We start from the raw sequence: 14,318 nt of genomic DNA on the forward strand, positions 1-14,318 counted from the left end.
TTTTCTTGGTTTATAAGTACTTGGTTTTACTTTCTTAATTAATTTACTGTGTTTATTACTTTGTTTACTGTTTCTTCATAGGTTCCTAAATGTTCAATAGCATCATTTCCTTTTTTTAGGTTGTTTGAAACTGCATATAATGCATCGTTTCCTTTGTTTAAATTGACTGAAACTAGTTGCAATGCTTCTTTAATTTGTGCAAACTGTTTACGTTGTTGATGCTTTTTGTATTCTTCATTACCTATGAATACACTAAATAGTAAGACTACTGACGCTGCTACTGATAACCATTTCCAGTTCTTCTTAGTTTTCTCAGGTTTTAACTGAATGGTTTTGGTAAAGGTTTCGTCTTTACTTTGTTTAAAATAACCAAACATCATACTATACTCTTGCAAATGCGGTGCCACGTCGTTTGATGTAAAATACTCTTGTAACGTTTGCTCTTCTTGCAATGTTGTTTCTGCGTCTAGATATTTATCTAATAATTTTTCTATGTTAGCTAACTCCATAGTTGTGTTGTTTTATTAATTCTTGTCTTATTACTTTTCTAGCTCTTGATAATGCTACTCTTACAGCTGTCGGTTTCATATCAACCATTTTACATATTTCATCAAAATCATATTGTTCAATATCTCTTAATTGTATGATTATTTTTTGCTGCTCTGGTAACTTCTCTATAAGCTCATGTACTCGGTTTACACTGTCGTTATGTTCTACTCTCTTCTCTAAAGGAGTATCTTTCTCTTTATAATTACTATGAACCAATGTTAAATTACTTGCTTGTTTAGACTTTAATCTGTCATAACAGTAATTCTTCGTCATGGTCATTGCAAATGCCTCTACATTTTTATAATTAGAGAGCTTTTCTCTATTTCTCCACAATTTAAAGTACAGCTCTTGTGTAGCGTCTTCAGCTTCTTCAGTAGAAACCAACAATCTTTTCGCTAAGCGAAAGACTTTGTCTTTAAATGGTAATACAACTTTTAAAAAGTCCGATTGGTTCATGGTTTGGTTAATTAGTTCTGTAAGCCTATTAAAACAATTGCGTCTTATTTAACAGGTTTACATATCTACGACGACGCAGTTTTAAGTTTGTTACATCAATACTAAAAAAAATAATATTATTCAGTAAATTGCGTTGTTGTTACAACTAATATACTCTTATGAAATTACTTAAAGCATCCCTAATCATCTTTTTTTCAATACTACTTATTTCGTGCAGTGAAAAAGACGATGCCCCGAAAAATATTGAGGTACAAAATTTTGTTTGGAAAGGTTTAAACGCCTACTACTTATGGCAAGATTTGGTTCCTGGTTTAGCCGACAGACGTTTTAGTAATGATAGTGAGTTGTACAGTTACTTATCAGGGTATGACGATCCTGCTAATTTATTTTACAATTTATTATACATGCCTAATGAATATCCTAAAGACCCTAATAGAACATATTCTTGGATTGTAGACGACTATATTGCTTTAGAAGAAGCTTTTGCTGGTACACGCTTAACAAGTGGTATGAAACTAGAAGGAGCTAACTATGCAAATGGTTCTGGAGGTTATTATATATATGTATACGATGTTGTAACTGGTTCTGATGCCGATGCACAAGGAGTTACTCGTGGTATGATTATTACCGAGATTAACGGAACAACTATAACCAGAGATAATGTAAATGATTTATTAGACAATGATACATTTACTATTCATTTAGCTGATTATAATGGCGGAAATCCAGTTAGTAACGGAACAACTATTACAGTTACGAAATCTCAAGTAACAGAAAATCCTGTAAAAGTTACCAATGTAATTACTAATGGTAGCCATACCATAGGCTATTTAATATATAATCAATTCTCTAAAAACTTTGATGGAGAATTAAATGCTGAGTTTGCCAAGTTTCAATCAGCTGGTCTTACCGACTTAATCATCGATTTACGTTATAATGGTGGTGGATCTGTACAAACTGCAACTTATTTAGGAAGTATGATTACAGGACAGTTTCCTGGCGATTTGTTTGCTAAACAAGTATGGAACCATAAAGTGATGGAAGTAACAAATCCTGATTTATTGATTAATAACTTTACAGATCAAATTTTAAATAAAGACCAACAAGGAAATGTGGTGCTAGATGAAGCTATTAATAGCTTAAACCTAACTACTGTATATTTTATAGTATCTGGTGATTCTGCCTCAGCTTCTGAATTGGTTATCAACTCGCTTAAACCTTATATTGATGTAAAGCTAGTAGGAACACAAACTTACGGAAAACATGTAGGTTCTATAACCTTATACGATTCTGATGATTATACCCGTAATGGTGACAACTTAAAGAGCCACACTTGGGCAATGCAACCTATTGTATTAGAAATTCAAAATGTAGATGGTGAAAATGCTCCTGAAGGATTTATTCCTGAAGTTATTATAGACGAAGATCCAGGTAATTTAGGGATTTTAGGAGATCCTAACGAGCCTTTATTACAAAGAACCATTCAATACATTACAACTGGAGCAAAAGGAGTACCTACCATGAAAAAAGGAGTTCAATTCTCTCCATCCTGGAATTCAAACATGATGCGCCCTGATTATAACAGTATGTATGTGGAGTTGAAATAGAGAACTAAACGATATAAAATAAAATCCAGCTGAGTAAGCTGGATTTTTTTTATTACAACAAACTCATTTGTTGATTATTCTCTTCATTAGGAATCTTTAAGTCAACTCCTAACTCCTTGTTTAGCTTTTTTATAAAATACCCTGCTAATAATGGTGATTCTACTTCTAAATTTTGATGTATAAAAAAGTGAATATTTTCTAAGCCTAAATCGTTCCATTCTTTTAAACGAACCACCCAATCATCCAAACGCGCATAATCAGACGGGTGATTTGCTCCAACATAACGAACAAAAGCTTCGTTGTTCGTTAAACGCATATGCATCATATCTCTTCTACCTGCTGTGTCTACTAACACATTGGTTATATTATGTTCTTCAAACAACTGTGTAAACTCACCAAACACAACCTCATCTTCAAACCAATCTGGGTGACGAACTTCAATTGCTAATGGTATACCTTTAGGCCAACTCACCACAAAGTTTTGGAGTCTTTCAAAGTTTTTATTTCCAAAATTAGCGTGTAACTGTAAAAAGATGGTGCCTAACTTCTCTTGTAAATGCGAGGCATTATCTAAATAAACATTTACCGCATCTTGTACACCCTGTAAACGCTTCCAGTGGCTTATCTCCTGCCCTAGCTTGGGAAAGAATTTAAAGTTTTTAGGAGTTTTAGCTTTCCACTTTTCAAACTGTTCTGCAGGAAACTGTCGGTAAAAAGTAGCATTGAGCTCTATTGAGTTAAACTGCTTTGAATAATATTCCAGTTCATCTTTAGTACCTCTTGGATAAAACCCTTTTAAATCTGCTTTATTCCATTTTGCACAGCCCACATACACATTAGGCGTACTACTCTTTTCAAAGGAGCTTAATAGTTCTATTGTTTTAGGGTGTGTTTCAGGTAATGTAAAATCTATTAACTCTGGTTGTGCTACTTTTCCAAACTTCATACTTCACTATTTTCTATTCCTTCCTCTATTTCTTGATTATCTACCATCTCTGGTCTAAACTCTGTCATTCTATCATCATTCAGCTTTTTCGCATACTTATAACCGGATTTCCACCATTTTTTCATTTTCTCCTTATCAAAAACTAATGAATTGGTTGTTAATACCGTTGGTGTATAATATAAATTTAACTTCACATTGTGTTGTTTTGCAGATAATTTACCTATAGTAATATTATGTCGTTCAACATTCTCAAGCATAAAATCAAAGGTATCCATCATCAGCGAAAAAGGGTTTTTAGCAGGCAATCGATTCATTTGTGTTACCTCCGTAGCTAAAATAATTGCATCTACCTCTGTAGCTCCTCTTGCTATAGCCTCTCGAATAGGTATTAAACTTCCAAAACCACCATCAGCATACTGACAATGATCTTTTTCTAACAAACTCATAAAAGGCACATAATTACACGAGCCCCAAATCCAATCACAAAAATCTTCATATTCACATTCTAAGATAGACTTGTACTCAATTTGATTTGCTGTTAAGTTAGATACCGTTACTACTACTTCTTTATTCAGCCTTCTAATTTCATCGTACATATCTTTGGTGATATTATTCTTAATAAGCTTTCGTAAGTTCTTACTCTCACCAAACGTTTTACGACCATTTAAAAAGTTCCAAAAAGTATTTCTATGTCGTATAGAAACCACTTTTTCTCCATGTACCGATCTTATTCTAAACGGACTATTACTAAAAATAGCTTTTTGATCTACTGAAGTATACAACTCTTTCAATTCATCAACCATTCCTAAAGCCAAATGCGAAACCATTAAACTACCAGTTGATGTTCCTAAAAACATATCATAATCTTTATCTTTACTTTTCATTAAGTACTGCGCAACACCACCTGCAAAGGCTCCTTTACTTCCTCCTCCTGAAATTACTAAGGCTTTTTTCATTGATTTAAGTTTGGTTTTCCTATTTTTAGTTCTGTAAAAATATCAAAAATATGAAACCAACATGTTTAAAGTAAACTTTCTCTTCAGCTTTACTAATTATTTTAAATACCAAAGGTTACAAACAACTAAAACAAACACATGAAACGATTATCTTTTCTTTTATTACTTTCTTTTATTATGCTTTCCTGTAAAAAAGAAAAAAAGCCATCAAGAACTTTTAACACTATTAAAATAACCGAATTTAAACAAGATAGCACAAGTATTAGAGCTATGCTAGCCATTAGTAACGATGAGTTGATTTTTGCAGGTTCTAAAGGAGATATTACAACTACAAAAGACGGTGGTAGAACATGGCAAACACAAAGTTTAAAGTATAATGATACTATTATACCACACTTTAGAAGCATTGCCAAAAATGGTGAAAATATATTTGCCTTATCGGTAGCAAACCCAGCACTATTATATAAAGGAAAGGAAAACAATTATGAGTTAGTATATACTGAGGAACATAAAAAAGTATTTTACGATAGTATGAAATTCTTTGCCGATGGAAAGCATGGTATTGCTGTTGGTGATCCTACAGAAGATTGTCCTTCTATCATCCTTACTTCTGATGGAGGAAATACTTGGACAAAACTACCTTGCTCTCAACTACCTACTTTTGAAGAAGGAGAAGCTTTCTTTGCTGCTAGTAATACCAATATTGCTATTGTTAACAATACCGTATGGATAGGTTCTGGAGGAACTAAAGCACGTATTTTAAAATCTACCGACTTTGGAAACACTTGGGAGATTTTTGATACTCCAATTGTACAAGGTGATGGACCACAAGGAATTTATTCTATCGACTTTCATGATGAAAATAACGGAATTGCTATCGGAGGAAACTATTCGAAGCCAGAAGATAATAACGCTAACAAAGCAATTACTATAGATGGTGGTAAAACATGGGAACTTGTAGCTAATAACATGAACCCTAATTATAAAAGCTGTGTACAGTATGTACCGAATACGAACGGTAAAGAAGTTTTTGCAGTTGGAAAAACTGGAATATCATTTTCTAACGATGGTGGACATACTTGGAAACAAATAAGCAAGGAAAGCTACTATGCTATACAGTTTATTGATAGTAATACAGCCTGGTTATCTGGTCATGAAAAGATTGGAAAGCTAGTTCTTAATTAATTCTTAATGTTTTGTTAAAAGGAATTCTTTTCCTTTTTAACTATCTATTTTTATAAGCTAATCAACTCAATATTAAATGAAAAAAATACTATTCTTACTCTTATCCCTGTGTATTAGTAGCTCTTTTGCACAAGAGTACTTTCCTACCAACACAGGAGTAAAGTCATCCAAAAACAACGTGTATGCATTCACCAATGCTACCATTTATGTTACTCCTACACAAGTAGTAAAAAAAGGAACACTACTTATTAAAGACGGAAAAGTTGTTTCTGTAGGCAAATCGGTTAACATACCTAAGGAAGCACAAGTAATTAACCTAGACGGAAAATCTATGTATCCTTCGTTTGTAGATGCCTATTCAACCTTTGGTATCGCAAAACCTAAACGTGAAAGTGGTAAAGGAAAAGGTCCACAATACGATGCTAACCGAAAAGGATATTATTGGAACGACCATATTCGTCCTGATGTAGATGCTTCAACCGAATTTAATTTTGACGCTAAAAAAGCTAAAGAATTATTGTCTTTAGGTTTTGGTGCTGTAAATACACATCTAGAAGATGGTATTATGCAAGGTAACGGGGTTTTAGTTGCCTTAAACCCTAATAATTCTGATGCTTACAGAATATTAGACAAAAAATCAGGAAACTACTTATCGTTTTCTAAAAGTGCTAAAACACGTCAAAGCTACCCTACTTCACGCATGGGAGCCATGGCACTATTACGTCAAACTTATTTAGATGCTGATTGGTATGCTAGCGGAAATGCAAAAAATACCGATTTAGCTTTAGAAGCTTTAAATAACAAAAAAGAGTTACCTCAAATATTTAATGCTGGTGGATATTTAGACAATATGCGTGCTGATAAAATTGGTGATGAGTTTGGAATTCAATATACCATTGTAGGTGGAGGAAATGAATACGAAAGAATCAACGATATTAAAGCAACCAATGCTACATATATTCTTCCTATTAATTTTAGAAAAGCATACGATGTATCAAACCCTTTCCTAGCAGATAAAATTGCCTTAAGCGATATGCGTTCTTGGAATCAAGAGCCTGCAAATCCTTCAATTTTAGCAAAAAACAACATTCCTTTTGCTTTAACTACCTATAAATTAAAGAAAGTAAAAGAGTTTAATAGCAACCTTCAAAAAGCTATTAAATACGGATTAGATAAAACTACAGCTCTAGAAGCGTTGACAACAGTACCTGCTAAAATTTTAAAAAACGATAAAATTGGTAACTTAAAAACAGGAAGCTATGCTAACTTCTTAATTACTTCTGGTGATATTTTTGACAAAGAGACAACATTGTATGAAAACTGGGTACAAGGTGATAAAAACACCATAAACTCAATCGACATTAAAGATATTACAGGTAAATACACATTAACAGTTAATGGTAAATCGTACGATATGACCATTACAGGTAAAGGAGCTAAACAAACAGTTGCTTTAAAAAGTGGTGATAAAAAAGTAAATAGTAAATCATCTTTTAGTAACGATTGGTTGCATGTAACCTTTCAAGATGGTGACGATTATACTCGCTTAACAGCATTTGTAAAAAACAAACAACAAATTACAGGTACAGCTACTGACAATAACGGAAACGAAAGTTCTTGGAACGCTACTTATACAGGAAAAGCTGATGCTAAAAAGAAAGACAACAAGAAAAAAGATAGTACTCCTGAAGTTGTTGCTATTTCATATCCAAACATCGGGTTAGGTAATTCTACAACAACACAAAAAGAAACTATTTTAATTAAAAATGCTACAGTTTGGACTTCTGAAAACAACGAAATACTAAACAATACCGACGTATTGATTAAAAATGGAAAAATAGCTGAAGTTGGCACAAACTTATCTTCAAGAGGTGCTAAAGTTATTGACGGAACTGGTAAGTATGTAACAGCAGGTATTATTGATGAACACTCACATATTGCAGCTTCTGCTATTAACGAAGCTGGTCATAACTCATCTGCAGAAGTAACTATTGAAGATGTTATCAACCCTAACGATGTAAATATTTACAGAAATATTGCGGGTGGGGTTACATCTATTCAAATATTACACGGTTCAGCAAATCCTATTGGTGGACGTTCAGCAATTATCAAACTAAAATGGGGAGAAAATGCTGACGGAATGTTATACAACAATACTCCTAAGTTTATCAAATTTGCCTTAGGTGAAAACGTAAAACAATCTAACTGGGGAGATTTAAACACCATTCGTTTTCCTCAAACCCGTATGGGAGTTGAACAAGTATATATTGACTACTTCCAGAGAGCGAAAGAATACGATGCTAAAAAGAAAAGCGGACAACCATATCGTAAGGATATTGAGTTAGAAACCTTAGCAGAAATTATTAATAAAGAACGTTTTATTTCTTGTCACTCATACGTACAATCAGAAATTAATATGTTAATGAAGGTTGCAGAACAATTCAACTTTAACATTAATACGTTTACCCACATTTTAGAAGGATATAAAGTAGCTGATAAAATGAAAGAACACGGAGTTGGTGGTTCTACTTTTGCTGACTGGTGGGCATATAAATACGAAGTTAACGACGCGATTCCTTACAACGCTGCTATTATGCACAACCAAGGTGTTACGGTTGCTATTAATTCTGATGATGCTGAAATGTCTCGTAGACTGAATCAAGAAGCAGCAAAATTGATTAAATATGGAGGTTTAAGCGAACAAGAAGCTTGGGCTACAGTAACTATCAATCCTGCAAAACTATTACACTTAAACGACCGTACAGGAAGTATTAAAGTAGGTAAAGATGCCGATGTAGTTGTATGGAGCGGAAATCCACTTTCAGTATATTCTAAAGCAGAAAAAACAATTATTGACGGAGCTGTTTATTTTGATATTGAAAAAGACTTAGAAAAGCGTAAAGCTATTAAAGCAGAGCGTGCTAAGTTAATTAACATGATGTTACAAGAGAAGATTAAGGGAGGTAAAACACAAGCTCCTAAAAAGAAAACTCAGAAATTATTTCACTGTGATACAGAATAATCCTCACAGAGAAATTTAGTAAGATTAACTACTGTTTGTTTTAACAAACTACAAGTACAAACTAATAGTAACAAAAATTTAAAACGTGAAAATTAAATATATATATAACATATTATGCTTCTTATTTATAGGAAACATAATGGCGCAACAAACACCAGCACCCAAGCAAACTGAAGCTTATAGTATTGAAGGTGCCACAGCACACTTAGGAAACGGAAAAGTGATTGAGAACTCTTTAATCATGTTTTCAAACGGTAAAATTAAGTTTGTAGGAAGTGCTAATATGAGAATTGCCCGTATGGGAACTGTTATTAATGCCAAAGGAAAACACGTATATCCAGGATTCATTGCAGCAAACACCTCTTTAGGTTTAGCTGAAATTGATGCTGTTCGTGCAACGAGAGATTTTGATGAGGTAGGTTCTATGCTACCACACATTCGTAGTATTATTGCTTATAATGCAGAAAGTAAAGTGGTAGAAACCATGCGTCCTAACGGAGTATTAATGGCGCAAATTACCCCACGTGGTGGTGTTATTTCTGGTACCTCTTCGGTAGTACAATTAGATGCTTGGAACTGGGAAGATGCTGCTATTAAAACCGATGATGGTGTTCACATGAACTGGCCTCAGGTATTCTCGAGAGGTCGTTGGTGGATGGGTGAAGATCCAGGATTAAAACCTAACAAAAACTATCAAAAAAGCATTGATAAACTTAAAGAGTTTTTCGCCAATACAAAAAGCTACCTAGCAGGTAACAAAACACCTAAAAACTTACCATACGAAGCTTTACAAGGAGTTTTAAACGGTACGCAAAGAATGTTTGTACACGTATCAGGTGAAAAAGGAATTACTGATGCTGTAAATAGTTGTAAAGAATTAGGCGTTAAAAACATCGTTATTGTTCGCGGACAAGAGGCTGAAAAAGTTGCTGACTTATTAAAAGCAAACAATGTACCTGTTATTTTAGAACGTGCACACCGTTTGCCTAATGGTGAAGATGCAGATTATGACAGACCATTTAGAGCGGCTAAGATATTAACCGATGCTGGTATTTTAGTTGGGTTGGGTATGGAAGGAGATATGGAACGTATGAGTACACGTAATTTACCTTTTTATGCAGGAACTTATGCTGCTTACGGATTAGGTAAAGAAAAAGCTTTACAATTAATTACCCAAAACAATGCTAAAATCTTAGACGTTGATGACAACGTAGGAACTTTAGAAGCTGGTAAAGACGCTACCCTATTTATTTCTGAAGGTGATGCCTTAGATATGCGTACCAATATTTTAACAGCTGCTTTTATTCAAGGTAGAAAAATTAGCCTAGAATCGCATCAAACAAAATTATGGAAGCGTTATGCTAATAAATATAAAAACCAATAGAATGTCTTTCTAAACTAAGAGATAGCCACGTCATTATCATTCCTCGCTATGACTACAATCTTAACGTCATTCCGAGGATTATTGAAATTAAAATACATTTTAATTGAGAATACCTAAACGTAGTTTATAACGAAGGAATCTCTTCAATTTTATAAACTATTAAACATCATTCCGTAAAAAGAATGATGTTTTTTTATGCACTGATAGTAAACTACCTCGGAGCTAGCTCACGAGACATTTATAGAAAAAAAGTTCTTGATTTTCGAAGCAAGCCTCGGGGTATTAAACTCTTTGGCGGTGCCAATAAGCATGCGCTACTGTATGGTAACTTCATACACCACTGTATTATAACACCATACAGTAGTGTCGGGTGACTTCATACACTACTGTATGAAGCTTAATACAAATTAGTATACCCCATATTTTAGTTTTGTTTGAAGGTTCAAACAGTAGCATCTGGTGTTAAACAACAGTAGTGTTTGGTGTTGGGCAACAGTACTGTTGTTTACCTAACAACAGCTATAGCTAGTAATTATTCTTTTAGTAAGATGGTATTTTATTATAAAACAGAATAGTACTTTTGTATTTAGATATCATAGCAGATGAAACAGATTAGTAGTACACAAAACGCCTATATAAAAGAGCTTTTAAAGCTTCAAGAAAAATCTAGAGAACGAAAGAAGAAAGGACTATTTTTAGTAGAAGGACAACGTGAAATTTCGTTAGTTGTTAAAGGAGGTTATGAAATAGACACCCTGCTGTTTGTTGCTGATATGTTTACCGAAGAAAGTGTAAACAAAATTCTAAATAAGGCTGCTAATTGTATAGAAATAACAAAAGAAGTATACCAAAAGCTAGCCTATCGTGATACTACCGAGGGTATTATTGCTGTAGTAAAAGCTAAAAACTTCGATTTAGACGCTATTGAATTCAACACCACTAACCCACTCGTTTTGGTTATGGAAGGTATTGAAAAACCAGGGAATATTGGTGCTATGTTACGTACTGCCGATGCTGCAAATGTAGATGCTGTTTTTATTGCCAACCCTAAAACGGATTTATTCAATCCTAATATCATACGTTCTAGTGTGGGGTGTGTATTTACCAATCAGATAGCTACAGGCACTTCTGAAGACATTATAGCATACTTACAGGAGCATAACATTCATATTTACAGTGCTACCCTACAAAACTCAAACGAGTACCATAAAAACGACTATACTAAGGCTACTGCTTTGGTAGTGGGTACAGAAGCTACAGGATTAACGCAAATTTGGCGAGACGAAGCTACCCAAAATATCAACATCCCTATGCAAGGAGAAATAGATTCTATGAATGTATCGGTTGCCGCAGCTATCTTAACTTTTGAAGCCAAACGTCAACGTAATTTTGTACAATAAGCTTACTTATCAATATTAAAAAACATCTTTTTAACCGTACATTTTTGTGCGGTTTTTTATTTTGTTTTATCTTGGCTAACGCTAATAAAAAAGAATAAAATTGCTGTAGACTTCCGCTTACCACCTGTAATACTCCGGATAAAAGTAGTTTTAGTTCTCTTATAACCAGTTAAACATACAGAAATAATGAAATATTTTATTTGGGATGAGGACGATAATCCGTTAACAGCCGAAGTTCAGAGTTTAGATAGTGAATATTTTAAAACGTACATCATACCAAATCTAAAACCTGCGAAAGAAATTGATTATGTAGAAGGGTTCTCTGCGATTTTACATACTGCTGCAAGATGGAGCTATATTTTATTTAAAAACAAATGTTATTGGTTAATAGAATGGAGTCCTGGCTTAATTGTTCTCGAATTACAGAATAAAGAAATTATTAATTTTACTGTATTACGTTCGCAAATTCCAAATTTTGGAGGAAGAGAACCTTTAGAGATTGACAATGAAGATGGAGATGATGAAGATTCTGAAAATCATCAATACAATCTAATTTTTGATGCTTGGGATGCTCAGTTTGACAAACAACATCAGGAATGGAATAACTTTAAACCCGCAAATCAAGACGAATTAGAAATATTTAGGAATTGTTTGACGTACGTTAATAAACTTGGAGACATAAGTCAATCAAGATTTGAGAATGATTATAAAAATTACCTGAAAATGGCAAAGCAAAATATTGAGAAGCTGGCTGGAATTGGAATTTTGACTAAATAAAACATTGCCTAACACCGTGTATAATTAATTGCGGCGGATTCATAACTTATTTATGAAAAATAAAAAACAAGCTATTTTAAACCCTACATTATTGTACGGTTTTTTATTTTGTTTTATCTTGGCTACGCTTAATAAAGAGAATAAAAATTGCTAAAAACTTCCGCTTATACTTATAACCTTTAATACTCCGGATAAAAGTAGTTTTAGTTCTCTTATAACGAGTTAGCTGTAATAACTTGACAACATGACACAGATTGAAAGAAATAAACGAACAGAACATCAATTTAACGCATTCATTGACTATTATTTGAGTTTTCCAAATTATTTAGGAAGTTATAAGAGAAGTTTTGACATTTTAATAAAAGACGTACTGGTTACAGACTTTCACGTGGACTATATTGCTTACCCAATCCTATTTCTTGCGAGGCATTGTATGGAGTTAGGGCTAAAAACAAATATCCGATACTTCGCAAAATATTCAGAAAAGGATGATTATGTAAAGGCTGGAACTCATGACCTCGAAAATTTATTTAGGGCATTCAAAATGCATGTTGACAAAACATTTGAAACTTTAAAAACGAAGTATGGAATTGAGGTTGAAAGGGACGACAAAAAATCCTTCAAAGAGTTGTGTGAGGAAGTGGAAAAACTAAACAATACGTTTCATCTGCTAGACAAAAACTCTGACGCTTTTAGATATCCAATAGATAAAAAACAAAATCCATCTTTTAAAAAAGGAGAGCGGATTAACGTCATAGATATCGCTGAACTGCTCGAAAAAAGTATGACATTATTTGTTCATACGGCTGACGTTTTTGCAAAATACACTGATTACGCAGACGAAATTGAAAACTACTATGAAGGATTAATGAGAGAGCAATATGAACAAAATATACCGTATTGATAAAATTACTATCGCTAACAATGACTCCTATGAAAAGTAATTGCTTGTTCTCCCCTATTTCTGAAAATCCTATCGAATTTTCAGTTTGGTGTATACTTGCAAAGTTAAGTGCTAACCCGCGCAACTACTCATAGCCGAGACCGTTGTGAGCAATTAAAACAAACAGACGAACAATAAATGAAAAACTTATTAATAATTGGAATTTTACTATTCTCAACTTCGATTTTCGGACAAGAGGAACTTGACCCTGATAAATATTATGCGGAATCTAAAACTGTATTTATCGAATCAAAAGTTTATCAAAAACAAAGAGAATTGCAAATATTTATTCCTGACGAGTATGTCTGGAAAAAAGAAAAAGAATTCAAGGTTCTATACCTTTTCGATGCTCAAAACACACGAATTTTTAATTACATAAGCGGAAACGTCCAACTTCTATCAATGAATACGATAGAACCAGTAATAATAGTAGGAGTTGTAACCGAAGACAGATGGGATGAGTTTTTACCAAGAAACAATCACGAAGAAACATTGGAAAGATACGAACCACCAATGGGACACGCTGACAAATTAATTGAGCACGTCCAAACAGAAATAGAACCATATCTAAAAAAAAATTATCGAGTGCAAGACTATCGTTTGGCAATCGGTCATTCTTTAGGAGCGACCTTTATAACCTACGCCTCGATGAAAACTGACAATCTGTTCGATTACAATATACTTTTGAGTCCTAACTATAACTACGACAAAAAACAGTTTGTGGAGAGATTTAAAGAGTTTTTAAAAACAGATTTAACTAAAAACAAGGAATTCTACTTTGTAAATGGATATGGAGACAAATATGAAAAAGAATTTGACGAACCTTTACAAGAAGTAATTAAGACTTTAGAAAGTTCTGACAATGAAAAAATAAAATGGAACTATAAAAAATTGGACATTGATAATCACGGACTAATTTGGCTCGGAGTTTATAATGGACTACTGAACTGGAAAAAATAACTGCTCACAACAAAGAACTGAGGTAAAAAACAAGTAAATTTTACAAAACTTTATATCAAAGTACTTTTATAGTTCATATCATACGGTAAACCACTTTTTACAATAGCAAAAGCTTGTTTTAGTAACTTATTAC

The 14,318-nt window shown here is 33.4% G+C and carries 12 protein-coding genes; 8 read left to right on the plus strand and 4 right to left on the minus strand.

Annotated elements, in window-relative coordinates:
* Positions 1-38: 38 nt before the first annotated feature.
* Both ACQYZ7_RS11635 and ACQYZ7_RS11640 read right to left on the minus strand, forming a co-directional pair.
* On the minus strand, positions 39-509 hold the full coding sequence (locus ACQYZ7_RS11635) for a hypothetical protein (RefSeq protein WP_430729908.1): 471 nt from the start codon (positions 507-509) through the stop codon (positions 39-41).
* On the minus strand, positions 496-1,005 hold the full coding sequence (locus ACQYZ7_RS11640; protein WP_430729909.1) for an RNA polymerase sigma factor: 510 nt from the start codon (positions 1,003-1,005) through the stop codon (positions 496-498). Before ACQYZ7_RS11640 ends, ACQYZ7_RS11635 begins: the two co-directional genes overlap by 14 nt.
* Positions 1,006-1,163: 158 nt before the next feature.
* Between ACQYZ7_RS11640 and ACQYZ7_RS11645 the strand changes: the two genes are divergently transcribed.
* Positions 1,164-2,612 (plus strand): S41 family peptidase, encoded by a 1,449-nt coding sequence (locus tag ACQYZ7_RS11645; RefSeq protein WP_430729910.1) that lies wholly within the window; start codon positions 1,164-1,166, stop codon positions 2,610-2,612.
* 52 nt (positions 2,613-2,664) lie between these two features.
* Here the strand turns inward: ACQYZ7_RS11645 and ACQYZ7_RS11650 are convergent, their stop codons facing one another.
* Together ACQYZ7_RS11650 and ACQYZ7_RS11655 are read right to left on the minus strand one after the other, a co-directional pair.
* Positions 2,665-3,558 (minus strand): DUF72 domain-containing protein, encoded by an 894-nt coding sequence (locus tag ACQYZ7_RS11650; RefSeq protein WP_430729911.1) that lies wholly within the window; start codon positions 3,556-3,558, stop codon positions 2,665-2,667.
* On the minus strand, positions 3,555-4,514 hold the full coding sequence (locus tag ACQYZ7_RS11655) for a patatin-like phospholipase family protein (RefSeq protein ID WP_430729912.1): 960 nt from the start codon (positions 4,512-4,514) through the stop codon (positions 3,555-3,557). The genes ACQYZ7_RS11650 and ACQYZ7_RS11655 overlap by 4 nt, the downstream gene beginning before the upstream one ends.
* 138 nt (positions 4,515-4,652) lie before the next feature.
* On the opposite strand from ACQYZ7_RS11655, the gene ACQYZ7_RS11660 reads away from it, so the two are divergent.
* The 7 genes from ACQYZ7_RS11660 (at position 4,653) to ACQYZ7_RS11690 (ending at position 14,185) form a co-directional block, all read left to right on the plus strand.
* A complete protein-coding gene (locus tag ACQYZ7_RS11660; protein WP_430729913.1) occupies positions 4,653-5,699 on the plus strand; it encodes a WD40/YVTN/BNR-like repeat-containing protein in 1,047 nt (348 codons plus the stop codon).
* A 76-nt stretch (positions 5,700-5,775) separates the two neighbouring features.
* The gene (locus ACQYZ7_RS11665) at positions 5,776-8,721 is read left to right on the plus strand and encodes an amidohydrolase family protein (RefSeq protein WP_430729914.1); all 2,946 of its coding nucleotides are present in this window, start codon (positions 5,776-5,778) and stop codon (positions 8,719-8,721) included.
* Between the two features lie 139 nt (positions 8,722-8,860).
* Positions 8,861-10,105, plus strand: coding sequence for an amidohydrolase family protein (locus ACQYZ7_RS11670; RefSeq protein ID WP_430729924.1), 1,245 nt, complete (start codon positions 8,861-8,863; stop codon positions 10,103-10,105).
* A 602-nt stretch (positions 10,106-10,707) separates the two neighbouring features.
* Positions 10,708-11,505 carry a TrmH family RNA methyltransferase gene (locus tag ACQYZ7_RS11675; RefSeq protein WP_430729915.1) on the plus strand — a complete coding sequence of 266 codons (798 nt, stop codon included), beginning with the start codon at positions 10,708-10,710 and terminating at the stop codon, positions 11,503-11,505.
* 186 nt (positions 11,506-11,691) lie between these two features.
* On the plus strand, positions 11,692-12,282 hold the full coding sequence (locus tag ACQYZ7_RS11680; RefSeq protein ID WP_273695084.1) for a hypothetical protein: 591 nt from the start codon (positions 11,692-11,694) through the stop codon (positions 12,280-12,282).
* Positions 12,283-12,526: 244 nt separating this feature from the next.
* On the plus strand, positions 12,527-13,186 hold the full coding sequence (locus tag ACQYZ7_RS11685; RefSeq protein WP_430729916.1) for a hypothetical protein: 660 nt from the start codon (positions 12,527-12,529) through the stop codon (positions 13,184-13,186).
* Positions 13,187-13,363: 177 nt separating this feature from the next.
* Complete coding sequence (locus tag ACQYZ7_RS11690) at positions 13,364-14,185, plus strand: alpha/beta hydrolase (RefSeq protein WP_430729917.1); 822 nt, start codon at positions 13,364-13,366, stop codon at positions 14,183-14,185.
* Positions 14,186-14,318 lie beyond the last annotated feature (133 nt).

Origin of the sequence: Tenacibaculum sp. SDUM215027 (assembly GCF_050566205.1) — a bacterium.
In the GTDB taxonomy this organism is placed as follows: domain Bacteria; phylum Bacteroidota; class Bacteroidia; order Flavobacteriales; family Flavobacteriaceae; genus Polaribacter.